The following is a 23,859-nucleotide window of genomic DNA, read 5'->3' as shown; positions in this document are numbered from 1 at the left end:
ACGGCGGGACCGGCGGTCCGTACGGGACCGGCTCAGCGCCCGATCGGCCAGGCGGCCGACTCGTGGTGGTCCGGGCGCTGCCCCGCGTACTGCGCGCAGGCGTCGGTGAGGGTCTCCAGGAGGGTCAGCGGGTCGGGCAGCGGCCGCTCGGGGCCGCGCAGCCAGGCCACCTGCCCGTCGTCCGGCAGCCGGGAGGGCGCCAGCAGCACATAGCTGCCGCGGCAGTGCCAGCGCAGGCCCGGGTGTTCGTCCATGGTCTCGGGATGGCAGTCCAGCTCGCACGGCCACCACTCGTCCTCGTCGTCCGGGGTGCCGCGGGTGGCGGTGAAGAACAGCATGCGGTCGGGCGCGACCGTCGCGATCGGCCCGACCTCGATGCCGGCGGCCGTCAGCCGGTCCAGCGCCTGCCGGCCGGCCTCGACGGGAACGTCCAGGACGTCGTGCGCGATGCCGGTGGCGGTGACGAAGTTGGCCTCCGGCTGGGCGCGCAGCCATTTGGTGACCTTCTCGGCGTCCGTGGTGGCGAGGGTCTGCCAGGCGAACGAGACGGGGTGGCGGCCGGGCGTCGGACAGCCGATGCGCTCACAGGAACAGCCGTACCCGGACGGGTGCGCCGCCGGGGCCAGCGGGAAGCCCGCGGCTGCCGCGGCCAGGAGCAGTTCCTCGCGGGCGGCCTCCGATGCCGCGTCCGCGTCCCTCTCGCCGCCCGCTCCGCTCCTGGGACGGCGCAGCCACTGGGAGAACCTGCTCTTGCGTTCCATCTATCCCCTCACTTCGACCGCGGTCTGCGGTCAATGCTGCCACCATCCGGCGCCTGGTGTGACCGTCGGACGTATCCAGGAGGTGTGAGACCGACCGCTCGCGCGGGTGCGGGCGCGTCATCGGCGCGGGGTGAGCCCCCGCAGCGTCAGCTCGACCACGGTGTCCGCGTAGTCGTGGGTGAGCGGTCGGGTGCGGGTCAGCCAGCGGTGGAAGAGCGGCCCGACCAGCAGTTCGAGGGCGACGCGGAGGTCGATGTCCTCGGCCACCTGCCCGGCGAGCTGCGCGGACCGCAGCCGGCGCACGTACGCCTGGAGCTGAGGTTCGAGGATCCGCTCGGTGAAGGCGCGGCCGAGCTCGGGGTCGTTCTGGGTCTCGGCGGTCAGGGCGCGGGTGGCGGCGTCCAGGCGCTCGCTGACGAGCTCGTCCACCGTGGCCCGCAGGACGAGCTTGAGGTCGGCCTCCAGGTCGCCGGTGTCGGGCAGCTCCACCTCGGCCGGGCTGTCGACGCCCTCGGGGACGCACGCCTCGAAGAGGACGGCGGCCTTGGAGGGCCACCAGCGGTAGATCGTCTGCTTGCCCACGCCCGCGCGGGCGGCGATGGCCTCGATCGTGAGCTTGGAGAAGCCGTCCTCACCGACGAGTTCGAGGGCCGCGTCGAGGATCGCGCGGCGGGAACGCTCGCTGCGGCGGGTGGCGTCGGGGGTCTTGGGCGGGGGCGTCGTGTTGGCCATGGCCGCATCCTAGCGAGACAAAGGCGAGACGTATCGTCTTGACAAGACGAACCGTCTCGTTCAATCTAAGAAGCGGAGCGAGACGATACGTCTCGCACAACAGGGAGGAGCACCCCATGACCAAGGGCAGCGCGGGCGGCATGCTCGGAGTCGGCGGCACCCGCAGCAACCTCTCCCGCACCGCCCTCCGCGGCGGCGGGCGCGGAGGACGCGCAGGGGGCGGTACGGACGCCAACGCGCAGAAGCGAGAGCTGCTGCGGAAGTTGCGGGAGGGACGAAGCGGAACCTCCGGCGCGTGAGCGTGCCACGGGTAAACCACCCGTACGGTTCATGCGCCAAAGCCCGTGGAGCGAGGACGATTTGGGCACGTACGACAACCCCGTACGTGCCCAACGCCACCGTGAGGAGCACTCCTTGCGTACCGCACCACGCCCCACCGCACCACACCTCGTCCCGGCCCGGCGGAACTCCGCCGCCCCGCCGCGCGAGGCCACCCCGCGGCGCTATCTGATGTGCCCGCCGACGCATTTCCGGGTCACGTACTCGATCAACCCGTGGATGGACCCCAGCAAACCGGTCGATCTCCCGCTCGCCCTCGCTCAGTGGGAGGACCTGCGCGACCGCTACCGCGCCCTCGGCCACACCGTCGAGGAGCTCACGCCCCGGCCCGACCTGCCCGACATGGTCTTCGCCGCCAACGGCGCCACGGTCGTCGACGGCCGGGTGCTCGGCGCCCGCTTCGCCCACCCCGAACGGGCGGCGGAGGCGGCGGTGCACGCGGAGTGGTTCCGCGCGCACGGATACCGCGACGTGCTCGAACCGGAACACATCAACGAGGGCGAGGGCGACTTCGCCGTCACCGCGTCCTGGCTGCTGGCCGGGCGCGGCTTCCGCAGCAGTCCGCTCTCGCACCCCGAGGCCCAGGAGTTCTTCGGACGGCCGGTCATCGGGCTCGATCTGATCGACCCGCGCTACTACCACCTGGACACGGCGCTGTCCGTGCTCGACGGGGACGAGGTCATGTACTACCCCGGCGCGTTCTCGCCGGGCAGCCGGGCGGTGCTGGAACGCCTCTTCCCCGACGCGCTGATCGCGACGGAGGAGGACGCGTCGGCGCTGGGCCTCAACGCGGTGTGCGACGGCCGGCATGTGCTCTTGCCGCAGGCGGCGGTGGGGTTGTTCGGGCCGTTGCGGGAGCGGGGGTACGAGCCGATGGGGCTGGATCTGGGGGAGTTGCTGAAGGGGGGCGGCAGTGTGAAGTGCTGTACGCAGGAGTTGCGGCCTTGGCGTGCGGGTGCGGGTGCGCCTGCGGCGGGCGAGGGGTGACCGGGACGGTCGGCCTGGGGTGGTGGTTCGGGGTGCGGGGCCGGGGCCTCCGGGGCAGGGGGCCGGGACCGTATATTTACGGGCCCGGAACCCCCAATGCCATGAGTGCCCCCACCTTGGGCCCGCAAATACACGTAAGCGTCCCGGCCCCCTGCCCCTGCGGCCCCGACCCCTCCCGTCTCATCGCCACCCAACCGTCCGGAGGGGGAGAAGGGGGAGGCCCCGACCCCTCCCGTCTCATCGCCACCCAACCGTCCGGAGGGGGGAACCGGAGGGCGAGATGAAAGACATGGGTCGCCCGGAACCAGGAGGGATGAGGGATTAGGCCTCGGGGGGCCAGGGGTCTCCCCAGTCCGTGTCGCGGGCGGACTTGTAGAGGGGGCCGTGGCGGCCCTTGGTCACCGTTTCGCGGACCAGGGCGTCGTCCGGGACGCACAGGTCGAGCAGCACCTGGCCCTTGCGGATCTGGGGCCTGCGGATGACGCGGGCGGGCGCGGGCGGGACGTCGAGGTCGCGTACCGCCGCCACGTAGGAGAACTTCTCGTCCTCGTACGCCAGGGAGCCTCCCTTCACCTGCCGGTGGAGGGAGGAGCGGCTCACCCGGGCCGAGAAGTGGCACCAGTCCGTGCCCGGCTCTATCGGGCAGGCCGCGCTGTGCGGGCACGGCGCGACGACGCGGAAACCGGCGGCGATCAGGCGGTCGCGGGCCTCGATGACGCGGAGGTAGCCGTCAGGGGTGCCCGGTTCGATCACCAGCACGGCCCGCGCGGCGCGGGCGGCCTCGTCGGTCACCGAGCGGCGGTCGGCCTCGGTGAGCTCACCGAGCACGTAGGAGATGGTCACGAGGTCGGCGTCCGGGATGACGAGCTTGTCCCCGATGGTCTGGCGCCGCCACTCGGCCGTGCGCAGCGCCTCGGACGACGCCCCGCGCGCCAGCTCCGCACCCAGCGACAGCGCGGGTTCCGCCCAGTCCAGGACCGTCGTGCGGTGCTCGTCCTCCGACCAGACGTCCGCCACCGCCCAGGTCGCGGCGCCCGTACCGCCCCCCACGTCCACGTGCGTGGCGGGCGCCCAGTCCGGAAGCCGGTCGCGGAACGCAGCCAGCGCGGACCGTACGGCCTCGAAGGTCGCCGGCATCCGGTAGGCGGCGTAGGCGACGACGTCGGAACGGTCGCGCAGCACCGGCGTGTGGGTCGGGGTGCGCCCCCGGTAGTTGGCGATCAGCCTCTCGACGGCCTGCGCGGCCTGCCGCGGCGGCAGCCCGTCGAGCACCGTGGCGAGCACGGAGCGCAGGTCCGCACCGGTGCGGGGGGAGTGAGGGTCGTGCATTGAATGGAGTCTAGGCGGATTTCCGGCCATGCCATGTTTCCCGGACGGTTGGCCGGCGACGAGACGGGGGGGGACCAGGACCTCTCCCCCTTCTCCCCCTCCGGACGGTTGGGCGACGACGAGACGGGAGGGGTCGGGGCCTCCCCCTTCCCCCCTCCGGACGGTTGGCCGGTGATGAGACGGGAGGGGCCGGGGCCGCAGGGGCAGGGGGCCGGGACGCTTACGTGTATTTGCGGGCCCAAGGTGGGGGCACTCATGGCATTGGGGGTTCCGGGCCCGTAAATATACGGTCCCGGCCCCCTGCCCCGGAGGCCCCGGCCCCGCACCCGAACCACCACCCCAGGCCGACCGTCCCGGTCACCCTTCGCCCGCCGCAGGCGCCACCCGCCAAGGCCGGCAAAGAAACACAAAGCACACCACAGCGAAACCCGCACACCCAACCTGCACCACAGCCATCGGCACCGCCGTCCCCTCCCCCGCGATCCCCACCAGCGGCGACACCAGCGCCCCCAGCAGAAACGTGGACGTACCCAGCAGCGCCGAAGCCGAACCCGCCGCACGGCGCGACCGCATCAACGCCTGCGCGTTCGTGTTCGGCATCGCCAGGCCCATCGCGGACATCAGGACGAACAGCCCGCCGGCGATCGGCGCCAGCCCGACCCGCCCGAAGACGCCGGAGGCCATCAGCAGCAGGGCCACGGAGGCCAGCGTGATCACCGCGAGGCCCACCGCGAGCACCTTGTCGAGGCTGACGCGGCCGATCAGCACCTTGCCGTTGATCTGGCCGACGGCGACGAGACCGATGGAGTTGAGCCCGAAGAGCAGGCTGAAGGTCTGCGGGGAGGCGCCGTAGAGGTCCTGGACGACGAAGGGCGAGGCGGAGATGTAGGCGAAGAGGGCGGCGAAGGTGAAGCCGCCGGCGAGCATGTAGCCGGTGAAGACCCGGTCGGCCAGCAGTGAGCCCATCGCGCGCAGGGCCGCGCCGAGGCCACCGTCCTGCCGCTGCTCGGGCGGCAGGGTCTCGGGGAGCCGGCGCCAGACGAGGGCGGTGAGGAGGAGGCCGATGACGGTGAGGACGACGAAGACGCCCCGCCAGTCGGTGACCCGCATCACCTGCCCGCCGATGAGGGGCGCGACGACGGGGGCGACGCCGGAGACGAGCATGAGGGTGGAGAAGAAGCGGGCCATGGCGACGCCGTCGTAGAGGTCGCGGACGACGGCCCGGGCGATGACGATGCCGGCGGCGCCGGCCAGGCCCTGGACGAGCCGGAAGGTGATCAGCAGCCCGGCGGTCGGCGCGAAAGCGCACACCGCGGTGGCGAGGACGTAGATCACCATGCCGCCGAGGAGGGGCCGGCGGCGCCCCCACTTGTCGCTCATGGGGCCGACGACGAGCTGGCCCAGCGCCATGCCCATGAGGCAGGCGGTGAGCGTGAGCTGGATGGTCGCGGCGGGGCTGTGCAGGGCGTCGGTGACCTCGGGCAGGGCCGGGAGGTACATGTCCATGGACAGCGGCGGCAGCGCGGTGAGGCCGCCGAGGACGAGCGTGACGAGCAGACTCGTGCGCCGGGCGGCGGTTATGCGGGGGGCGGTGGAGACCTTCTGGGCTGGCTGAGGCGCGGCCGTGCCGGGGCCGTTGCCGGGGTCCGTCATGCGTCGCTCTCCATGGTTGTCGGCGGTTCGACCATGGTGTCATGACCGTCAACGGTCCCCGGCCCTTACGTGATCAGTCCGGTACGAGGCCCGGATCACCCGCCTCGGAGACGAAGGTGGCGGCGGTGGAGACGGGCGCGCCGGGCGTGGTGACCTTCGGGAGCGTGCGGAAGTCGGCGCGGAGGCGGTCGGGGCCGAGGGAGAAGACCACGTAGCCGCGGCGGCCGTCGTAGTACTTCATGTGGGGGTTGGCGGCCGTCATGGCCTCCCAGTCGTCGGGCTTCTCGTCGCCGTCGAAGCCGCTGGAGACGGAGGTACCGAGGAGTTCGACGCCGAGGGTGCGGGAGTCCGGGTCGTCGAAGTCGTCCTTGATGTCGAAGGCGTAGTGGACGTGGTCGTCGCCGCTGAGGACGACGAGGTTGGCTATGCCGGCGCGCTGGACGCCGTCCAGGACGCGGCGGCGGGAGGCGGGGTAGCCGTCCCAGGCGTCCATGGAGAGCTTGGAGCGGGCGGCCGTCGTCTCCTTGCGCTGGGAGAAGCAGACCTGTTGGGGGACGACGTTCCACAGGGCGGTGGACGCGTGGAAGCCGTCGAGGAGCCAGCGCTCCTGCTCGTCGCCGGTGAGCGTGCGGGCGGGGTCCTCGGACTCGGGGCCCGGGTAGCGCCAGCCGTCGCCGTACGCCTGGTCGGAGCGGTACTGCCGGGTGTCGAGGATGTCGAACTGCGCGAGCCGCCCGTACTGGAAACGGCGGTGGAGCCTCATGTCGGGTCCGTTCGGCCGCTGTGCGGACCGCAGGGGCATGTTCTCCCAGTAGGCGCGGTAGGCGGCGGCGCGGCGGGCCCGGAAGACGTCGACGGGGAGGTTGTCCTGGGAGATGTCGCCGGCGTAGTTGTTCTCGACCTCGTGGTCGTCCCAGGTGACGTACCAGGGGTGGGCGGCGTGCGCGGCCTGGAGGTCGGGGTCGGTCTTGTAGAGGGCGTAGCGCTGGCGGAAGTCGTCGAGGTCGACGGTCCAGTGGTTGTAGAAGTCGGGGATCGGGGTGGTGTACTTCCGGGCTCCTGCCTGCGCGTTGATGGCGTTCTCGTACATGTAGTCGCCGACGAAGAAGACGGCGTCGAGCTCCTCGTCGGCGAGGTGGCGCAGGGCGGTGTAGTAGCCCTCGTCGTACTGCTGACAGGAGATCAGGCCGAACCGCGCCTCTTCGGGGGCCGCGTCGCCCGCGGGGGCGGTCCGGGTGCGGCCCACGGGGCTGATCCACTGACCGGCGCGGAAGCGGTACCAGTAGACGCGGCCGGGCCGGAGGCCGCGTACGTCCAGGTGCACGGTGTGGTTGTCCTGCGCGGGGGCGGCGACGGTGCCGCTCCGCTCGACGCGGCGAAACGTTTCGTCGGCGGCGAGCTCCCACTCGACGGGGACGGAGCCCTGCGCGGGCAGCCCGTTGCCCACGTCGTGTGGGCGGGGCGCGAGTCGGGTCCACAGCACGACCGAGTCCGGCAAGGGGTCGCCGGAGGCCACGCCGAGCGTGAAGGGGTTCTCGGTGGTCGGGGGCGTCATTCCTTCAATGTGCGCGCGGGAGTGGCTGCTGTGAAGGGGCTTGCGGCGCGTTGTCGAGGTGGCGGGCGGGCCCGCGACGCCACCGTCCGAATGCGGCCTTCCGGGAGTACGGTCGAGTTCAGGCCAGGAACGATGCCACGGGGGTGGCCGGCATGAGTCAGGATGGCGATCCTCCGCCAACTCCGCCCGGGGGCAGGGGATTTTGGCCGCATGTGGGGAAGTACTGGGTGACGGCCGGTCTGGCGGTGGTCCTGGCGGCGCTGGTCCCGGTCCTGGTTCAGGCGGGGCCGTTCGCGCCGGCGGGGACGGGCGGCGGCGATCCGCCGCCCGCGCCACCGTCGACGTCCCCATCCACGTCCACGTCTTCGCCCCCGTCCCCGACCTCCTCCGGCGGTGGTTCGGTTGCTCCCGGGCCGTCGCGTTCGAGCTCGTCGCCGCTCGTCTCCTCCCCGTCCCCGAAGGTGCTGGTCTCGGCGCGGATCACCGGGGTGGTTTCCGGGAGCACCGCGGTCCGGGGTATCACGGCGGTACAGGCGCACGTGACGTTCAAGGGGCTCAAGGGCCGGATCACGTCGATCCGTTGGCGCGTCTACGCCTCCGCCGCCAAGACGTGGCTGGGCACCGAGACCGAGATCCGCTCGCCGGCGCTGGCGTGGGACTCCACGGCCTGGCATCCCGTCTTCAACGTCGCCAACCCCTCGGTTCCCTGGCAGGTCCAGGTGACGGCCTACGGCCCCGACGGCGCCCGGCTCGATACGAACCACTCGAACTTCACCTTCGCCACGCCCTGAGGAATTCCCCGAGCCTCGAAAGCGGACTCGAATTCCCTCGATTCATCGAACCCGCAGACGAATTCGAGCGGCCGCGGCGACGCAGCCTCGAAAAACCCTGAACATCCGGAGAAGATCCCCCAGATGTCACTGAGGTTGATTTGAGGTTCCCGGAAAGCCTTACCGACCGTGTGCGGCTTCGCTACGCTGAAAGCGCCTCAATAGACGGGCGTAAATCAATCATCGGGGGTGGATCCCTTGCATGTCCTACTCGTGGCACCGGGCCTGGCTCTTGCCGTGGTGTTTCTGCAGGGCTGGCTCAAGTTCGTATCGCGAGAACCGCCGAACGGAAAGAAACACGGGCTCAAGATGGAGGATTCGATCTGGTGGATCGACTGGATCGTGACCGCGTCCATCGCTCTGGTGGTGCTGGTGACCGCGGCCAGCTACGACGGAAAGCCCACGGCAACCCTGCAGGTGGGACTGGGATTCGGGGTGCTCTTCCTCGGTTACAGCGTGATCCCGTTCTTCGTCAGGCAAGTCTGTTACGACGGGAGGGGAAAAATCAAAAGCTGGAAGCATATCGCGGTGCTGAACTTCGCGGGCATGGCCATCCTGCTTTCTTCTGCGGCTGTGGGGGCGAACGTCAATGGGGTATGACGACCGGCAGGAAGAAGCGGGCCCGCCACTCACTCCGCCGACCGCGCGTGAGCGCACGAAGGAGATCGGCGCGATAGCCGGCGCGGGGGCCACCGGCGTCGCGTGCGGCATATCCGTGGTGAGCTCGCTCGGGCTGGCGTCGGGTGGGATCGCACTCGCCGTCGGAATGGGCCTCTCGGCGGCCGTCACCGCCGTCGCCAAGTGGCGGCACCGGGGGCGTTAGCGGGCGTTCGGCGGGGTGGTGCGCGGGGACGGCCGTAGACGACCGGGGCCGTGGCTCGGGTGGCGGCGCCGGCCCGGAAGCGCACACCTGCTCGTGCCGCACGTGGCTAGTGTGAACTCCCTCAGTTGGCGCCGTCCGCGGCACAGCTCACGTTGGGAGCCCACCATGAGTGCGCACCCGGTGGAACACGGTGACGAGCGGGTCATCGAACGTCCCGAGAGAAACGTGGCCGCGCTCAGAGAGGCTCTTGGGCGCGTGGCACCGTCGAAGCTGCCCCTGATGGAGTCCGAGCGCGACGAGGTGCTCACCCTGGCCGCCGAGATGCAGTCCGTGGGTCCGGTCAATGGGTTTCTGCTGCGCTGGGCGGCGCTGGTGGAGATCGAACGCCACCCCTTGACGGCCCGCAGACTCCGCGAGGCAGAGGAACGGGTCCGGGTGGCCTCGGACGAGGAGACGATGCGCACCGCAGCGCGCGAAGCGGCCGACATCAAGGCGGCCGCGCGGCGGGCGGTCGACCAGTGAGCGACGGGTGGGCAAGCGTCACCGCGTAGTGAACCCGGCAAGCTCGCCGTCACGGTGCTCGAGCTCCTCGGCCCGATGCCCGGCAGCCATCGTGGGGTAGTCGGTGTACCCGGCCTCCCCACCCACGTACATCATGTGCTGGTCGCGCACCTGGTTGAGCGGTGCTCCAACGCTCAGCCGTTCGACCAGGTCGGGGTTGGCGAGGAAGGCGCGACCCAAGGAGATCAGGTCGGCGCCCGCGTCCAGCAGCCGCTCCCCCGCGTGCTTCCCGCCGTCGGCGGGCAGGGGGCCTCCCCAGCCCAGCGCCGGGTTGGCGATCAGCGTGCCCGGCCAGCCCTTCCGGATCTGCTGGAAGAGGTGTTGGTCCGGGTCGGCGAACACGTAGTGCAGGTAGGCCAGGCCGGTGTCCGCCAGTGCTTCGATGAGCGCCGGGTAGATGCTCTCGGTGTCTCCCTCGTCGATGCCGTTGACCGTGCCCCCGGGGGAGATGCGCAGACCCACCCGCTCCGGGCCGATCGCTTCGGCGACCTCTCGCACCACCTCGACGACGAACCGGATACGGCCGGCGACCGAGCCGCCGTAGGCGTCGGTGCGGTGGTTGGTGTTGCGCGCCATGAACTGGTGCAGGAGGTGACCATTGGCGGCGTGCACCTCCACTCCGGAGAAGCCCGCGTCGATGGCGTTACGGGCGGCGGAGGCGAAGTCGGCCGCGGTGGAGCGTATATCGGCGAGCGTCATCTCCCGCGGCACGACGGCGTCCTTGCGCCCGCCGGGGGTGTGGATCGTCTCCGAAAGCGGGACCGGCGACGGCGCGACCGGCGTCAGCCCACTGTTGTCGGGATGACCGACCCGGCCGCCGTGCTGGAGCTGCAGGAACATCCGGCCACCCGCGGCCCGCACCGCATCGGTGACCTGCCGCCAGCCGGCCACGTGCTGCTCGTTGTGGATGCCGGGAATGTTGGGATAGGTCTGCCCCACGGCGTTCGGCGTGGCGGCCTCGGCGATGATCAGCCCCGCGGAGGCACGCTGCGCGTAGTACGTGGCCATGATCGGCTGCGGGACACCGTCCGCGCCGGCGCGGTTGCGGGTCAACGGCGCCATCACCAGGCGGTTGGGCAGGTGCAGTGCGCCGAGGCGGGTGGGGGCGAAGAGGCGGGACATCTCTGATGCGTTCGTCATGCCGTTACGGTAGGAGTTGACACTGGTGTCAGGTTCAAGTCCGGTAGCGGCAGACGGGGGTGCGGAGTGCGGATCGGTGAACTGTCCCGGCGCAGCGGGGTGAGCGAACGTTCGTTGCGCTATTACGAGACGCAGGGCCTGCTGAGGTCCGAGCGCACTCCGGGTGGGCAACGGCACTACGGCGAGTGGGCGGTCGACCGGGTCATCCGCATCCAGGCCCTCTACGCCGCGGGCCTCAACAGCAAGAAGATCGCGCAGCTGCTTCCCTGCATGCGGGACACGGACGGCGGCCCGTCCGAGATCGCCACCCCGCAACTGGTCACCGAACTCACCGAGGAGCGGGACCGCATCGACCGGATGATCACCGATCTGCTCCGCTCCCGCGACGTCCTGGACGAAGCCATCACGACGGCCTCCACCGTCTCTCGCGCGGGCATCGTCGGGGCGGACCACGGATAACGGCCTGGCCGGATGAGCCATGCGAGGCGTCCGGTGGCATCAGGTACGGCTACGAGCTTGGCTCTGCGGCCGGTTCTCGCCGCACAGTGCCGCCACGCAGGCACCAAACTTTAAGTTATGCACGCAACTGGGCCTAGCCTCTCGGTTTTTCTTCACACTTTGAAGGAATCCCCTCACCTGCACCATAAAGAACGCACGTCACGCCAGTACCCCTAATGCAGATAAGCTTGGCCTAGGCATCCAATCGCGGAATCGTACCTCCTTACGAGGGCAACTCAATCGGCAATCCCCCTGGGATTGAAGGGTTTAATGCGCCCGGCGAGGCCAGATGGATCCGAGTTTTACATCTCAGCTACTTGCTGGGGCGAGCGCGAGACAATTACCCTGAGGGTCTACCGTTCACTACTTGTAAACATGAACGGGCAAGGCGGTTCCTGGGCGGCTCACCCGGCTGCCCGGCACGATCGAAAAGCACGCGCATCATAGTGATCACAACGGCGTGGTCGGATTCGTCAAGAAGCAGGTACTGCGACCACTCTCACGGAAAGGACGGCAGTCCCCGTGGACTGGAACTCAGTCACACTGCTCGCTCTTGGGGTTTTCGGTTTCGCCGGCCTGTGCGTGATGCTCTCCGTCTCGCTGCTGCGGCAACTACCTGAATTATTCACTGCCTGGCACAAGGCCAGGGCCGCCTGGCGAAGCCAGCATCAAAGGAGCAGCCACTCAACAGCGCAACGAAAGGCTGACCAACAAGCATCCTCCTCCAGCGCGGCTTCCTTCGACGATCCCAGTGATCAGAGCCGCCTGGGCTAGGGCGTGTTTGATGGGTCTGTTACTCGCCTGTCAGGCACCGGGCGCCCGGGGGGTTCTGGTACGCCCCTGGGGGCTTCCGGGCGCCTTCGCGTGTGGGTGCGAGGGGCTGCGGGGTTGGGAATGCTGCCAGCCCACCCCATGTGCCGATACGGCGCACGCCTTTGGGAGGCATCATGAGCACCATTCGCCGGATCGTCGCCACTATCGCGGCAACTGTCCTTCTCGCGCTGGCAAGCATCGTGCTGGCCGCTCCCGCTCAGGCCTCCGATGGCGGCCTCCTCGGCGGCGGTGGCGGCGGCCTCCTCGGCGGCCTCCTCGGCGGCGGCGATGGCAACGGCCTTCTCAACGGCCTCCTAAACTGCGGTGGCAACTGATCCCGACCGTGGTGTCCTGAACGGCCAGGGCGTCAGGCAGGTTACGGGCGTAGCCAGAGCCGGATCGCGGCGAGCGTGACCGTGCCCTGGAAGACGTAGGCGCGCTTATCGAACCGGGTGGCTACGGCCCGGAACCCTTTGAGGGCGTTCATGGTGCGTTCGACTTCGTTCCTGCGTGCGTACTGGTCTCGGTTGAAGCCGGTGGGCCTGCCTCCCGCGCTGCCTCGGCGTCGGCGGTGGGCCCGCTGGTCGCGGCGCTCGGGAATGACGTGCCGGATCTGGCGTCGTCGCAGGTAGCGGCGGTTGCGGCGCGACGAATACGCTTTATCGGCGCTCAAGCAGCCGGGACGGGTACGCGGGCGTCCTCCGCCTGGACGGGGAACGCGGATACGGTCGAGAACCGGGATCATCTGCGGCCCATCCCCCCACTGCCCCGGAGTGAGCAGCAGGGCAAGCGGGCGGCACCCGCCCTCACTGGCCAGGTGGAGCTTCGTCGTCAGGCCGCCCCGGGAGCGCCCAAGGGCCTCGTCCAGGCGGTGCCACGCAGGGCGACTCCGCTTGCCCGGGACCTTCGGGACGCGCTTGCGGGCGCCGGCCGCGTGCTGGTGAGCACGCAGGACGGTCGAGTCGACACCAACCATGGACCAGTCGATCCGCCCCTCCGCGTCGGCAACGGCCTGAAGTCCCTGCAAGACCCTCTCCCAGGTACCGTCCGCAGACCACCGGCGATGACGTCCGTACGCTGTCTGCCACTTGCCGAACCGGGTCGGCAGATCCCGCCATGGAATCCCCGTGCGCAACCGGAACAGAATCCCGTTGATCACCTTGCGGTGACACTTCCACCGCCCGCCACGCCCGGTATTCCCTGGCAGGTGCCGTTCCAGCCGGACCCACTCCGCATCACACAAGTCACCCCGCCCCACGCGGCTGACAACGACCCATGACCCGGGCGGTCACCAACCCATCAAACACGCCCTAGTGGTCCGCATCGGAGATTCGTCGTTCCTGAGGCTGAACTCTAACGCGGTGCACGACCTCTGGATGTCAGGCCGAGGAGTCGCGGGCATGCCCGCGTCCATCCCTGACGACGATCATTCTCCGTCGTGGTCGCAGCCTTCAGCGCAGCCGCGTTGTTTCTCTCTCAAGGAACAGCGTTCGCGGCCGGCGACTGGTCCCGGGGCGCCGACCGGACGGTCGCGGCGGACAGTAAGAGCAGCTGGGCACCTCGGGTCACCTGCAACTCGGGCCCATGCAGCTACTCCAGTAGTTGGCGACTCAGTATGGCGGCCCTCAACGACGGAGAGTTCCTCAACAGCGTGGGGTCGTCCTTCGCCCTGGCGAAGAACACCACGGGTGCACAGGTAGGCGCCTGCGTCACCAGTTCAACTCGCGTCATTTGCGCGCCAAGCGGTAGCAGCTCCATCAGTAGCGGGGACGATCTCCACCCCGGCAACTACGTCGTTCTCCTGGCTTCGAACAACACGTGCACCACGACCGCTGAGTTCACCTGGTACGACCCGGAGGCACCGGGGGTGGCGACGACTTCCAGATTGTCAGCACATCCGGGATGTGCGGGTAGCGCACCGACTCGCCAGAAGCCGCTGAGTTCCACGACCGGCGGCCGCACAGGCACACTCTCACCGCCACACAGCACCGAGAAACAGGCCGCAACAGACACGAAGAGCGAGCAACCAGTCTCGCCCGGAGAGCCCGACCGCCACAGAATCCCCACGTTGGAGCGGCCCCCGGCCGCCACTGCGGGAGCGGCGGCCGGGGCCTGCCGAGCTCACTCAGCGTGTCGCGCTCCGCGATCGTGCCACCCCACCCCTCGTCCACCAACCTCGACAGCACAAGGCCCGAGTGGGGGTTGCCCACTTCTCCTCACGACGATCGGCCACAACGTGTTACGAGCGGCCCATTTCCGAAGATCAAAGCGTAGTTGAATGCGGATTCTGATACGCTTCAGGGCCATGATCAGAAAGAAGGGTGAGGATCTCACCCTCGACGCCGTGACCTCGGCCCGCCTCGCGTGGAAGGAGGCCGAGGTCGAATTCCACGCCGCCATCGTCCGCGCGTTCGAGACCAAGCCTGTCCACGGCCGCAAGGCGGAGATCGCCGGTGCCGCCGGCTTCTCCGACTCCCGCGTGCGCCAGATCCTCAACGAAGCCGCCAAGGCCGAACAGGACAAGGGACAGGCCGCGTGAGCGCCCACTCCGCCACACAGCGCCCCGCCGGTGTCCCCCCCATGCCCGAGCGGAACCCGAAGGCTCTCCGGGAAGCGATCGCCGCCCACGCCCCACAACTCCTCGCCGATTTCGACCGGCACTGGAAGCGGGACATCGCCGACACCTACGACCTCACACCGGTCCCGGCGTTCATGGCCCGCTGGTGGACCGAGTACGCCCTCGCCCGCGACCCCCGGCTGGACACCCGGGTGTCCGACCTCGAGGACCGCGCCGCCGAGGCCGACGACACCGCAGAGGCCCGCGCCCTCCTCGAACAGGCCGCGCACCTGCGGCGGGAGGCCGGGCACGCGGAGCCCGGCCAGTGACCGATGACGGGTTCATGGGCCCGCCGTGGCAGATCGACTACATCGAAGGCGCCCGCACCTACCGCGACTCACTGCCCGAAGAGGTGAGGAACATCCTCCGGGATGCCCTGATCGACATCCTCACCGCCAAGGACCCCTATCGGCCCGGGGAACACGTCCCAGTCGAACCCGCCAGGTCCACCCGCTTCCGAGGCCCCCACATCCTCACCTTCGACAGCGGTCGCGGATGGGCCCGCTTCGTCTTCATCCGTCGCACCGCAGACCCGCAAATCGTGGTCGAAGAACTCTTCTGGCAGTGACCACAACACCCGATTCCGCCAACTGCCCGGCCCGTGACGTTTGCCAGCCGAGCTCGGGTCACCTGTTCTCTTCCTGGTGCGCGCACAGGAGGACCAGATTCTCCCCAGCGCAAAAAGAAGCCACGCCGCACCCTTGTGGGCATAGGTGATCATCTTGCCCAACTCGATGTCGCATTCCTCGATCGCCCTCTTGGTAGAGAGGGCGGGGAAGAGCGTCATCAAGTTGCGGTTCTGATCGAAGCTGACGGCAGCGCACTGCACCCAGGCGGCCGGGTGCGGCTGCCCGATGGGCTGACCGACCAGCTCCCCCCGTGGTGAACGTCCGGCCACTGGGCCCGCATGGGCCCACGAACTCGATCGCCGAGATAGCTGCGCGGTCGGGTCTTTCCCCCAGCCCTTGAGCCGCTGGAGAACCACGTCCCGGTACAAGAACCGGCCGTCACCGTCCAATGCGTAGAACCACAAGACGAGGCGGAATTGCTCCGGGGGTCCAGGTCCACGGCCGGCCGTCGGGATGTTGGAGGACTCCGCTGCCCACACCGAGACGTGCCAGCCGAGCGAGCGTTCCGGGACGACGAACGGGCCGTCCTCGTTAAGCTGCCGTCGGGGAGGCGGGGAAGCTCGTCGGTGCTGTCGCCGAGGATCCACCGGGTTCGGCGGCCAGGAGATCACGGTCACGCCATGCGGTGGCCGTCTCCTCGTTGGCGTCGATCTGCGATGGGGACAGGTCGATGCCGGTGTACGGGTGGCCGTTGTTGGCGGCGACCAGGCCGCGCACGGAGCCACCAGCGAACGGGTCGAGGATCTGCCGCCGTCGGGGCAGTACCAGCGGTAGGACAGTTCGGCTAGGACGGGATCGAAGGTGGACAGGCCACCGCCGATCGTGGCGTGCTTGCTGCTGACGGGGTCGTTGCCGGTGCTGTAGGTGCTCACGTGCTCGCGTCCGCGTCTGCTGTGCAGGCTGAGTTCTTCCCAGGACTGGCGACAGGTGTGCCAGGGGCCGAGGTCGGTGCGCAGGACGGAGAAGGGACGTATGCCGTGTACCGCGTCCGACGCGGAACGGGCGGCGGTCTGGGCGCGCTGGGTCATGCGCTCGAGCGCTCCCGTCCTGCGGGGTAGGCGCGGACTTCGCGCAGTTCCACGAAGGCGCGGCCGGCACGGTCGTAGCCGCGGTGCTGAATGTGGCCGCGTCGGATCCACTGGCGGACGGCGCCCGGGGTGACGCTGATGTACCGGGCGGCGGCGACCCGGACAAGGGCCAGCCATGGGTTACTTGAGGGTGCAGCTGTCAGCCGCCCTGACCCGGCCGAAGATTCAGTGTTCCATCCTCTTGCCGTTGGCCCATTTGAAGGACCGAAATTTACCGATCTCAGCGGTCTCAAAGGGACTTCCGTGATCGTTGATCACAGTGGTTCCTGTTTTCTTGCCGTCTGTCCATTGAAGTTTCGCGTCCCATTTGCAGTGCCCGCTAGGGATCACCGTGACCAGCAGGACGGACGGATTTACTGATGTGACCTTGTAGGGGAACTTGAGCTCGTCCGAGCGCACTTCCTTTGGCGGCTTTGGTCGCGAGACCCAGTATGGCGGGGGGTTATCAAAATTGACGACCCCATAGTGGTACGTAGCTCCATTGCCGCACCCCCCCACGAAGGCGACATGTGTACCCTCGACCATTTTCTTCTTTTCCACGACATGAAAGGTGAGACTCTTCAAAATGATCGCCGACCTCACCGCCTTCGTAGTCACTGCCATGTGCAGCTTGACCGGGCCGGCAGGAACGGCACCGAAAGCATCTGGATCTTGATCCCAGGTCTTGCCCTCGATACGCTTCCCGGTCCCAGGGGGCCTGTTCATCAGCTCGCTGTCGGGGCTGCGCGGGTAGACCCAGCCGGCCGCATTACAGTCGCTCCCCTGCTCGACGTCGACCTCAATGCCGGTTGGCTCGCCAATGAGCTTCTCCTTGACTTCTTCCGTTCCTTTCGTCACGAGAACGCCAATGATGGCAAGAACGGCTGCACCGATTCCGGCGAGCACCTTCTTGTGCATGCGTTTCCAAAAAGGCACTTCACTAGCCGGCTGGCCTCCACCCCCACCTGACTGGCCCCCATCTTGAGTATCATCCGACATCGCTACCCCCGAGTGAACCGTGAATCGAAAAGGTAGATTGAGGAGCAATGTGAGAATGCGCTCGTTCACTCCTCCCTTTCAGGGTGTCAGCTTGTATGAGAAGTGATGGCGGTCGGCGATGAAACCCCACGAAGGGGTGAATTTGCATGAAAGGAAGGCAGCCAATCTCAACGAAGGGTTCTAACCCCGACTTGGAATCCAATGTCATACATAGACGCGGATCGGGCGCTTGTGTCTAGGAATGGCCGGAGAGCCACCTCCTGGATAGCCTCCCGCTCAGGCAACGTGATCAGGGCAGCGAGGTCTATGGCGCGCCAAATGGCCCGGCACCACGAGCAGGTGACGGTGATTGCGCCGGGTATGTAGCGCAGGACAGCGCCGCAGGTGCGTCGACCCTCTTCCTCGACGGGCGTTGGGCACTGTCCGATGCGGCGGGCGCGTTTGGCCGGGTTCAGCAGGCCGGTTGCTGTGCGGTGCAAGGCGTTGATCTCGGCGCGAACTCGTTGACCGCCGAGTGTTCCCCGACCGCCCATGGGACGTTCGTGCGGAGTGCGGCGGCATCCTCGGCGAGCGGGTCTCTGCGGTAGGTCGGGGGGCCCACGAGAGTTGTTCGTGCCAGTCGCGGAGCCAGCTGTCGAGGGTGGCGGTTGCGGAGGTGATGACGTCGAGGACGTCGAGCCTGAGGGGCGCCGCCGACTGCGTCCACGAGTCAATACTGATATCCACCGGTCTATGCGTGTCCAGCGTCGGCATCGACGTTCGGTCTCCATCAGTAGCCCCGGGAGTGTTTTTACCGATGGTGGTGAGCAGGGCGGCGAGGACTGCCGCCACACCCGTGACCACTCCAGCAAGCAACGTCTGCCAGCCACGCGCTGCACCTAGGCGGCCATTGGGCGGGGCAGGATCGGGGGTTGGTGCAGGCGGCTCTCCGTCTGGCGGCACTGCTCCCGACGCCGCGTTTCCCCCATGCCTAGGCTGAACTGCCCCCATGGTGCCGGACCGGCTGACGACTGGCGGCTTAACCAGCTGAGTTCGCCGCGCAATGGCGCTCGCCCCAGCTCAGGACACCTGCCTGGCGCCCCCTGGTGTGGGTGAAGTGGAAGATGCCACGGGAAGACGGCTTTCATGTCCTTCGTCAATACTTTCGCGTCCATCGTGCTGCACGCGGGCGAGACGATCATCCAGCTCGCGGCCTGGCTCGGACACAGCGACCCGGCGTTCACGCTACGGACCTATGTGCACTTCATGCCGAAGTCCTGAGCCCGGGGAATGGCCGCGCTCGGCTCACTCCTCGCATTCGCCGTCCGCGTGGCCGTGGATACGCAGCGGGAAATGGCGAGCGCTCCGACTGAAAACCCCCAGGGCCCAAAAAGAAGCCCCGCCAGAGCCTGTTTTCGCAGGTCAGACAGGGTGAGGGGCGGACGAGTCGGCCTGTACGCCGGGTTCTGTCTCCCGAGGGCCTTGCGGCCCTTGGGGAGGCGGCCATCCATCTAGACCTGCCGTTGCCGACAGGTTCGTGCGGTCTACCCGCGGACTCGGGCGGGCAGCCCTCGATCGTCCGCGCAGGGCCGTCTCGCGACGGCCCCTCTTGACCTTGCTCCGGGTGGGGTTTACCTAGCCGTCCAGGTCACCCTGGATGCTGGTGGTCTCTTACACCACCGTTTCACCCTTACCGGAAGCCTCGCGGCATCCGGCGGTCTGTTTTCTGTGGCACTGTCCCGCGGGTCACCCCGGGTGGGCGTTACCCACCACCCTGCCGTGTGGAGCCCGGACGTTCCTCGGGGGATCCGAAGATCCCACGCGGCCGCCCGGCCGGCTCGTCCGCCGTGTCGACCATGGTACCCGTCGGGCCGGAGCGGCCTGGACCTGCCGCCGCGTCGACGCTTCCACCGGCCTTCATGGAGATCACATGAGGATCGGGAAGCGGCCCGGTCCCGCTCACGCCGGCGCGAACCAGACCTTGTCGCGGCCGGGGTCCGCCTCGATGACGCGGACGCGCATGCGCTGGCCCAGGGGCAGGGGCGGGCCGTCGAGGTCGCCCTCCACGTGGCCGATCACCGCGGGGTCGTACAGGTGGACCGTGCCCGCGGTCGGGCGGTGCTGCTGGATGTCGATGACGTAGGCGTCGAAGGTGTCCCCGATGCGGTCGCGCAGGACGGCGGCCTCGACCAGGTCCACGCAGTCGCGTTCCACCTGGGCCGCGCGCCGGGCGCCGATGCCCATCTCGGTCGGGAGGGTGTCGAGGGCGACGCGGACCCACTCGGGGGGATCGGTGCCCGCGGCGGCGGCCAGGCAGAGTTCGCCGGTGTAGCGGTCGACGAGGCGGCGCAGGGGCGCGGTGCAGTGGGCGTAGGGGGCGGCGAGGGCCGCGTGGCGGAGGTCGGTGGGCATGGGGTGGTCGGTGGGGCGTTCGCGGTCGAAGGCGGTGTAGCCGGCGCCGCGCAGCAGGGTGGTGCACTCCTGGAGGAACGCGGCGTGCTGGGGGTCGGCCGGGTCGAGGGCGCGGACGACGACGGCGTACGGCATGCTGTCGGGCCAGGTGACGCCGAGGGCTCGGGCGACGCGGCGCAGGCGGCTGACGGCGGTCCCGGGGGCCCGGCTGAGGGTGCGCAGGATGCCGGTTCCGGCCTGGATCATCAGTTCGGCGGCGGCGATGCCGGTCATCAGGGATATCTGGGCGTTCCAGCCGTCGGTGGGCAGGGAGGCCCGGTATTCGAGGGAGTAGCCGTTGCCGTGCCGGACGACCTCCTGTTCGGGGACGTGGAGCGAGATGCCGCCGCGCGTGCGCTCCAGCGCCTCGCGGCGCAGCCCTATCTCGCGCAGCAGGCACAGCGGCTCCTCGGCGACGCCGGTGTCGATGGCGCGCTGGACGCTCGCGTAGTCGAGCTTGGCGCGGCTGCGGACCAGGGCCCGGCGCACGTCCGTCCGTACGACCCGGCCGTCGGTGTCGAGGTCGAGCTGCCAGAGGAGGGCCGGCCTGGTGTGGTCGGGCAGGAGGCTGGCGGCGCCCTCGCCGATGATCTCGGGGTGGAGGGGCAGGCGCCGGTCGGGGTAGTAGAGGGTCATCACCCGGCGGTGCGCCTCGGCGTCGAGGTCGTGGCCGGGGCGGACGAAGGCGGCGACGTCGGCGATCGCGTAGTGGACCCGGAAGCCGCCGGATGCGCGGCGGGCGAGGTACATGGCCTGGTCGAGGTCCATCGAGTCGGGCGGGTCGATGGTGAACAGCGGCAGGTCGGTGGCGTCGCGCGCCGTGAGCCGCGGCCGACGGGCGGCCTGCTCGGCCTCCGCGAGCGCGGCGGGGGAGAAGTTCGCGGGTACGCCCGACCGCGCACGGAGATCGCGCAGTGCCGCCCGGAGCGGGGCGCCCTCCGTGTCTGTTACATGCATCTGACGGCGGGGCATGCCACCGAGCGTATTTGCGGTGCGGGCGCGGGGCACGGCGAGAGCGGCGGGCCGAGTTAGGCTCGGCGGGGCCCGCAACCGTCCGGGGGCCCGTGGAACCGTGAAGGAGATCGACCGTGCTCGTGCTGCTGCCGCCGTCCGAGGGCAAGGCCACAGGTGGCACCGGGCCCGCGCTGCGGGTGGACGGGCTGTCGCTGCCGGGGCTGGCCGAGGCGCGCGAGGCGGTGCTGACGGAGCTGGTGGAGCTGTGCGCGGGCGACGAGGACAAGGCCGCGGAGGTGCTGGGCCTGTCGCCGGGCCTGCGCGGCGAGGTCGCGAAGAACGCGGGGCTGCGCACGGCCGGCACGCGGCCCGCCGGCGAGGTCTACACCGGTGTGCTGTACGACGCGCTGGGCCTGGCCTCCCTGGACGCGGCGGCGCGGGGGCGCGCGGAGCGGTCGCTGCTGGTCTTCTCCGGGCTGTGGGGCGCGGTGCGGGTCGGCGACGCGATCCCCTCGTACCGCTGCTCGATGGGGGTCAGGCTGCCGGGGCTGGGCGCGCTCGGCGCGTACTGGCGCGGTGCGACGGAGGCCGAGCTGCCGCGCGAGGCGGACGGGCGGCTGGTGCTCGACCTGCGGTCGGCGGCGTACGCGTCGGCGTGGAAGCCCAAGGGCGAGGTCGCCGAGCGGACCGCGACCGTGCGGGTCCTGCAGTCGCGGACCGTGAACGGTGTGGAGAAGCGTTCGGTGGTGAGCCACTTCAACAAGGCGACGAAGGGCCGGCTCGTACGGGACCTGCTGAGCGCGGGCGTCGAGCCGGCCGGGCCGGCCGAGCTGGTGGCGGCCCTGCGGGAGCTGGGGTACGCCGTGGAGGCGACGGCGCCCGCCAAGGGCGGCAAGCCGTGGGCGCTCGATGTCGTGGTGACCGAGCTCTAGAATCCAGGAGCGTTGCACAGAGTGCAACGTTCGTTGCGGTGGGCGTCGCCGCCCGCGAGGATGGCGTCGTGACCCCCGCCTCGGTCCTCGACCTCGCGCCCGTCCTCCCCGTCGTCGTGCTCGCCGACGCCTCCCGCGCGGTGCCCCTCGCCCGCGCGCTCGTCGCGGGCGGCCTGCCGGCGATCGAGGTGACGCTGCGCACCGGCGCCGCGCTGGAGGCGATCCGCGCCATCGCCGCGGAGGTGCCGGAGGCGGTCGTCGGGGCGGGCACCGTCCTGTCGCCCGGGCAGGTGCGGGCGGCGGTCGGGGCCGGGGCGCGGTTCCTGGTGAGCCCCGGCCGCACGGACCCGCTGCTGGCGGCGATGCGCGCGTCGGGGGTGCCGTTCCTGCCGGGCGTCTCCACGGCGTCGGAGGTCATGGCGCTGCTGGAGCTCGGAGTGCGGGAGATGAAGTTCTTCCCGGCCGGGGCCGCGGGCGGACCGGCCTACGTGCGGTCCCTGGCCGCTCCCCTGCCGGCGGCGCGCTTCTGCCCCACGGGCGGCATCGGCGCCGACTCGGCGCGGGAGTACCTGGCGCTGCCGAACGTCGGCTGCGTGGGCGGTACGTGGATGCTGCCCGAGGACGCGGTCGAGGGCCGCGACTGGGGTCGCGTGACGCGACTCGCCCGCGAGGCGGCCGATTTGCGCGCATGACGGAGCGGGCGAGGAGCCGCGACCGCCACCCCGAAGTCAGCCTGAGCACTCCGCGCGAGGTCATCCGTAAGGGTCAATCCCAAAACGCGCCAGGCCGCGCCAGGGGACGCCACCGCAACGCCAGGACCAGCGGCGGCGGCTACTCCCCCGGACCTCGCGCCACGCCCATCCGGGCGCACCCGTACGGACTTCCGATATGCGGCCGCACCCACTCGGCGTAGCGTGCTTTGCGCCATGAACGATTTCGTTGACGAAGCACGCTCGCGAGTCGCACACCTGCTCCGGATGGCCAACACCACGGACGCCCGGATCAGGGCACGGATCATCGAGTACGCGGACACCACCCCGGAGCCGCCTGTCATGAGCCGCGCCGGGATCGTCACGACCGGTTGCCCCCGGTGCCTGAGAACCGCGTGGCGGCAGCACGACACGGAGGGTCCCGTGTGGGTCTGCGCGTCCTGCGGCCATGTGGAAGGAGTGATCGTGAAGTGCCCCCACTGCGAAGTCGCCATGACCGCGCCGCCGATGGGCGCCCCGGACCGCTGGGAGTGCCCGCGGTGCCCCCGGGTCGCGGCGACGGGCGAGAGCGCGTACGTCATCGAGGAGCGCGAACGGCAGCGCCTCGCGGCGGTCGCGGCGCTGGACGACGCGATGGCGCTGCGCGCCGAGGGATGCCGGAGGGCCCCCGCACACGGCGGAGGCCCTCCGGCGGCACCGGACCCGCCGGGCGCTAGCCCCGCAGGTGCGAGGTGTCGTTGAGCAGGCGCAGCGAGGCGTTGCCGTCGGCGTAGTAGGCCACGGCCGAGAGCGAGGCCGCGGACAGCTCCATGCGGAACAGCGACTCCGGCGGGGCACCGAGGGCGAGCCGGACCAGCGTCTTGACCGGCGTCACGTGCGTGACCAGCAGGACCGTCTTGCCCGCGTAGCGGGCGAGGAGCTTGTCGCGGGTGACCGCGACCCGGCGGGCGACGGCCGCGAAGCTCTCGCCGCCACCGGTCGGGGCGGCCTTGGACGAGCCGAGCCAGGCGTCGAGGTCGTCGGGGTGGCGCTCCTTGACCTCGGCGAAGGTCAGGCCCTCCCAGGCGCCGAAGTCGGCCTCGCGCAGGCCGTCCTCGACCCGGACGTCCACCGCGACCAGCCCGGCCGGGGTGTCCAGCCGCACGGTGGTGACGGGTTCCGAGACCGGCACCATGCCGGTCTCGACCAGGACGGTGGCGACCCCGATCGTGCCGTGCCCGCACATCGGCAGCAGGCCCGACACCTCGATGTAGAGGACGCCGTAGTCGGCGTCGGGGCGGGTGGACGGCTGGAGGATCGCGCCGCTCATGGAGGCGTGACCACGCGGTTCGTACATCAGGAGGGTGCGGAGGTGGTCCAGGTGCTCGATGAAGTGGAGCCGGCGCTCGGCCATGGTGGCGCCGGGTATCACCCCGACGCCACCGGTGATGACACGGGTGGGCATGCCCTCGGTGTGCGAGTCGACGGCATGGAAGACATGACGGGTACGCACGGACGTCC

General features: G+C 69.9%; 27 protein-coding genes and 1 other RNA gene. 15 read left to right on the top strand and 13 right to left on the bottom strand.

Going from position 1 to position 23,859, the window contains the following annotated elements; translation table 11 throughout:
* Nucleotides 1–32: 32 nt before the first annotated feature.
* Nucleotides 33–761: a bifunctional DNA primase/polymerase gene (locus tag J7E86_RS15840; protein ID WP_215082312.1), complete on the bottom strand. Its 729-nt coding sequence runs from the start codon at nt 759–761 to the stop codon at nt 33–35.
* Between the two features lie 117 nt (nt 762–878).
* Nucleotides 879–1,493 carry a TetR/AcrR family transcriptional regulator gene (locus tag J7E86_RS15835; RefSeq protein ID WP_215082311.1) on the bottom strand — a complete coding sequence of 205 codons (615 nt, stop codon included), beginning with the start codon at nt 1,491–1,493 and terminating at the stop codon, nt 879–881.
* A gap of 116 nt (nt 1,494–1,609) precedes the next feature.
* Between J7E86_RS15835 and J7E86_RS15830 the strand changes: the two genes are divergently transcribed.
* Nucleotides 1,610–1,792: a DUF6243 family protein gene (locus tag J7E86_RS15830; RefSeq protein WP_215082310.1), complete on the top strand. Its 183-nt coding sequence runs from the start codon at nt 1,610–1,612 to the stop codon at nt 1,790–1,792.
* Between the two features lie 115 nt (nt 1,793–1,907).
* On the top strand, nt 1,908–2,819 hold the full coding sequence (ddaH, locus tag J7E86_RS15825; RefSeq protein WP_374223805.1) for a dimethylargininase: 912 nt from the start codon (nt 1,908–1,910) through the stop codon (nt 2,817–2,819).
* A 321-nt stretch (nt 2,820–3,140) separates the two neighbouring features.
* Here the strand turns inward: ddaH and J7E86_RS15820 are convergent, their stop codons facing one another.
* From J7E86_RS15820 to J7E86_RS15805, 4 genes are all read right to left on the bottom strand, one after another.
* Nucleotides 3,141–4,148 carry a small ribosomal subunit Rsm22 family protein gene (locus tag J7E86_RS15820; protein WP_215082309.1) on the bottom strand — a complete coding sequence of 336 codons (1,008 nt, stop codon included), beginning with the start codon at nt 4,146–4,148 and terminating at the stop codon, nt 3,141–3,143.
* 357 nt (nt 4,149–4,505) lie between these two features.
* Entirely contained in the window at nt 4,506–5,801 is a 1,296-nt protein-coding gene (locus tag J7E86_RS15815) for a multidrug effflux MFS transporter (protein WP_215082308.1), read from the bottom strand.
* 73 nt (nt 5,802–5,874) lie between these two features.
* Entirely contained in the window at nt 5,875–7,356 is a 1,482-nt protein-coding gene (locus tag J7E86_RS15810) for an alkaline phosphatase (protein WP_215082307.1), read from the bottom strand.
* Nucleotides 7,357–7,633: 277 nt separating this feature from the next.
* Nucleotides 7,634–7,861: a hypothetical protein gene (locus J7E86_RS15805; RefSeq protein WP_215082306.1), complete on the bottom strand. Its 228-nt coding sequence runs from the start codon at nt 7,859–7,861 to the stop codon at nt 7,634–7,636.
* 34 nt (nt 7,862–7,895) lie between these two features.
* On the opposite strand from J7E86_RS15805, the gene J7E86_RS15800 reads away from it, so the two are divergent.
* The 4 genes from J7E86_RS15800 to J7E86_RS15785 all read left to right on the top strand — a co-directional run bounded on the left by J7E86_RS15800 (nt 7,896) and on the right by J7E86_RS15785 (nt 9,531).
* Nucleotides 7,896–8,147, top strand: coding sequence for a hypothetical protein (locus J7E86_RS15800; RefSeq protein WP_215082305.1), 252 nt, complete (start codon nt 7,896–7,898; stop codon nt 8,145–8,147).
* A gap of 252 nt (nt 8,148–8,399) precedes the next feature.
* Entirely contained in the window at nt 8,400–8,786 is a 387-nt protein-coding gene (locus J7E86_RS15795; protein ID WP_215082304.1) for a hypothetical protein, read from the top strand.
* On the top strand, nt 8,776–9,009 hold the full coding sequence (locus tag J7E86_RS15790) for a hypothetical protein (protein WP_215082303.1): 234 nt from the start codon (nt 8,776–8,778) through the stop codon (nt 9,007–9,009). Before J7E86_RS15795 ends, J7E86_RS15790 begins: the two co-directional genes overlap by 11 nt.
* Nucleotides 9,010–9,264: 255 nt before the next feature.
* Nucleotides 9,265–9,531: a hypothetical protein gene (locus J7E86_RS15785; protein WP_215082302.1), complete on the top strand. Its 267-nt coding sequence runs from the start codon at nt 9,265–9,267 to the stop codon at nt 9,529–9,531.
* 18 nt (nt 9,532–9,549) lie between these two features.
* Here the strand turns inward: J7E86_RS15785 and J7E86_RS15780 are convergent, their stop codons facing one another.
* On the bottom strand, nt 9,550–10,710 hold the full coding sequence (locus J7E86_RS15780) for an alkene reductase (protein ID WP_215082301.1): 1,161 nt from the start codon (nt 10,708–10,710) through the stop codon (nt 9,550–9,552).
* A 66-nt stretch (nt 10,711–10,776) separates the two neighbouring features.
* Between J7E86_RS15780 and J7E86_RS15775 the strand changes: the two genes are divergently transcribed.
* A complete protein-coding gene (locus tag J7E86_RS15775) occupies nt 10,777–11,169 on the top strand; it encodes a MerR family transcriptional regulator (RefSeq protein WP_215082300.1) in 393 nt (130 codons plus the stop codon).
* Between the two features lie 986 nt (nt 11,170–12,155).
* Nucleotides 12,156–12,356: a hypothetical protein gene (locus tag J7E86_RS15770; RefSeq protein WP_215082299.1), complete on the top strand. Its 201-nt coding sequence runs from the start codon at nt 12,156–12,158 to the stop codon at nt 12,354–12,356.
* A gap of 41 nt (nt 12,357–12,397) precedes the next feature.
* On the opposite strand, the gene J7E86_RS15765 is transcribed toward J7E86_RS15770, so the two are convergent.
* Nucleotides 12,398–13,279 carry an IS5 family transposase gene (locus J7E86_RS15765; protein WP_215082298.1) on the bottom strand — a complete coding sequence of 294 codons (882 nt, stop codon included), beginning with the start codon at nt 13,277–13,279 and terminating at the stop codon, nt 12,398–12,400.
* A gap of 1,047 nt (nt 13,280–14,326) precedes the next feature.
* Between J7E86_RS15765 and J7E86_RS15760 the strand changes: the two genes are divergently transcribed.
* Genes J7E86_RS15760 through J7E86_RS15750 form a run of 3 tightly spaced genes read left to right on the top strand, consistent with a single transcriptional unit; the run spans nt 14,327 to nt 15,206 of the window.
* Nucleotides 14,327–14,560 carry a hypothetical protein gene (locus J7E86_RS15760; RefSeq protein ID WP_215082297.1) on the top strand — a complete coding sequence of 78 codons (234 nt, stop codon included), beginning with the start codon at nt 14,327–14,329 and terminating at the stop codon, nt 14,558–14,560.
* A gap of 41 nt (nt 14,561–14,601) precedes the next feature.
* Entirely contained in the window at nt 14,602–14,907 is a 306-nt protein-coding gene (locus J7E86_RS15755; RefSeq protein ID WP_215082329.1) for a DUF6247 family protein, read from the top strand.
* Nucleotides 14,904–15,206, top strand: a complete 303-nt coding sequence (locus tag J7E86_RS15750; RefSeq protein ID WP_308312604.1) for a hypothetical protein — start codon at nt 14,904–14,906, stop codon at nt 15,204–15,206. Before J7E86_RS15755 ends, J7E86_RS15750 begins: the two co-directional genes overlap by 4 nt.
* A gap of 592 nt (nt 15,207–15,798) precedes the next feature.
* Here J7E86_RS15750 and J7E86_RS15745 read toward each other — a convergent pair.
* Nucleotides 15,799–15,984 carry a hypothetical protein gene (locus J7E86_RS15745; RefSeq protein WP_215082296.1) on the bottom strand — a complete coding sequence of 62 codons (186 nt, stop codon included), beginning with the start codon at nt 15,982–15,984 and terminating at the stop codon, nt 15,799–15,801.
* Nucleotides 15,985–16,520: 536 nt separating this feature from the next.
* Nucleotides 16,521–17,252 carry a hypothetical protein gene (locus J7E86_RS15740; protein ID WP_215082295.1) on the bottom strand — a complete coding sequence of 244 codons (732 nt, stop codon included), beginning with the start codon at nt 17,250–17,252 and terminating at the stop codon, nt 16,521–16,523.
* A gap of 1,206 nt (nt 17,253–18,458) precedes the next feature.
* On the opposite strand from J7E86_RS15740, the gene J7E86_RS31640 reads away from it, so the two are divergent.
* On the top strand, nt 18,459–18,593 hold the full coding sequence (locus J7E86_RS31640; protein WP_285439702.1) for a hypothetical protein: 135 nt from the start codon (nt 18,459–18,461) through the stop codon (nt 18,591–18,593).
* Nucleotides 18,594–18,751: 158 nt separating this feature from the next.
* On the opposite strand, the gene rnpB is transcribed toward J7E86_RS31640, so the two are convergent.
* Nucleotides 18,752–19,153: RNase P RNA component class A (gene rnpB, locus J7E86_RS15735), an RNA gene on the bottom strand.
* Between the two features lie 118 nt (nt 19,154–19,271).
* Nucleotides 19,272–20,735 carry an RNB domain-containing ribonuclease gene (locus J7E86_RS15730; RefSeq protein WP_215082294.1) on the bottom strand — a complete coding sequence of 488 codons (1,464 nt, stop codon included), beginning with the start codon at nt 20,733–20,735 and terminating at the stop codon, nt 19,272–19,274.
* Between the two features lie 116 nt (nt 20,736–20,851).
* On the opposite strand from J7E86_RS15730, the gene yaaA reads away from it, so the two are divergent.
* The 3 genes from yaaA to J7E86_RS31100 all read left to right on the top strand — a co-directional run bounded on the left by yaaA (nt 20,852) and on the right by J7E86_RS31100 (nt 23,100).
* Entirely contained in the window at nt 20,852–21,649 is a 798-nt protein-coding gene (yaaA, locus tag J7E86_RS15725) for a peroxide stress protein YaaA (protein WP_215082293.1), read from the top strand.
* 68 nt (nt 21,650–21,717) lie between these two features.
* The gene (eda, locus tag J7E86_RS15720; protein WP_215082292.1) at nt 21,718–22,341 is read left to right on the top strand and encodes a bifunctional 4-hydroxy-2-oxoglutarate aldolase/2-dehydro-3-deoxy-phosphogluconate aldolase; all 624 of its coding nucleotides are present in this window, start codon (nt 21,718–21,720) and stop codon (nt 22,339–22,341) included.
* Nucleotides 22,342–22,575: 234 nt separating this feature from the next.
* Nucleotides 22,576–23,100 (top strand): hypothetical protein, encoded by a 525-nt coding sequence (locus J7E86_RS31100; RefSeq protein WP_251019192.1) that lies wholly within the window; start codon nt 22,576–22,578, stop codon nt 23,098–23,100.
* Here J7E86_RS31100 and J7E86_RS31095 read toward each other — a convergent pair.
* Complete coding sequence (locus tag J7E86_RS31095; RefSeq protein ID WP_308312603.1) at nt 23,072–23,851, bottom strand: proline racemase family protein; 780 nt, start codon at nt 23,849–23,851, stop codon at nt 23,072–23,074. The two genes, J7E86_RS31100 and J7E86_RS31095, sit on opposite strands and share 29 nt — an antisense overlap.
* Nucleotides 23,852–23,859 lie beyond the last annotated feature (8 nt).

The sequence above is a fragment of the Streptomyces sp. ISL-11 genome (assembly GCF_018614525.1).
Lineage (GTDB): Bacteria > Actinomycetota > Actinomycetes > Streptomycetales > Streptomycetaceae > Streptomyces.
Note: the sequence above shows the minus strand (reverse complement) of the source record. Positions and strands in the feature narration are given on the sequence as shown.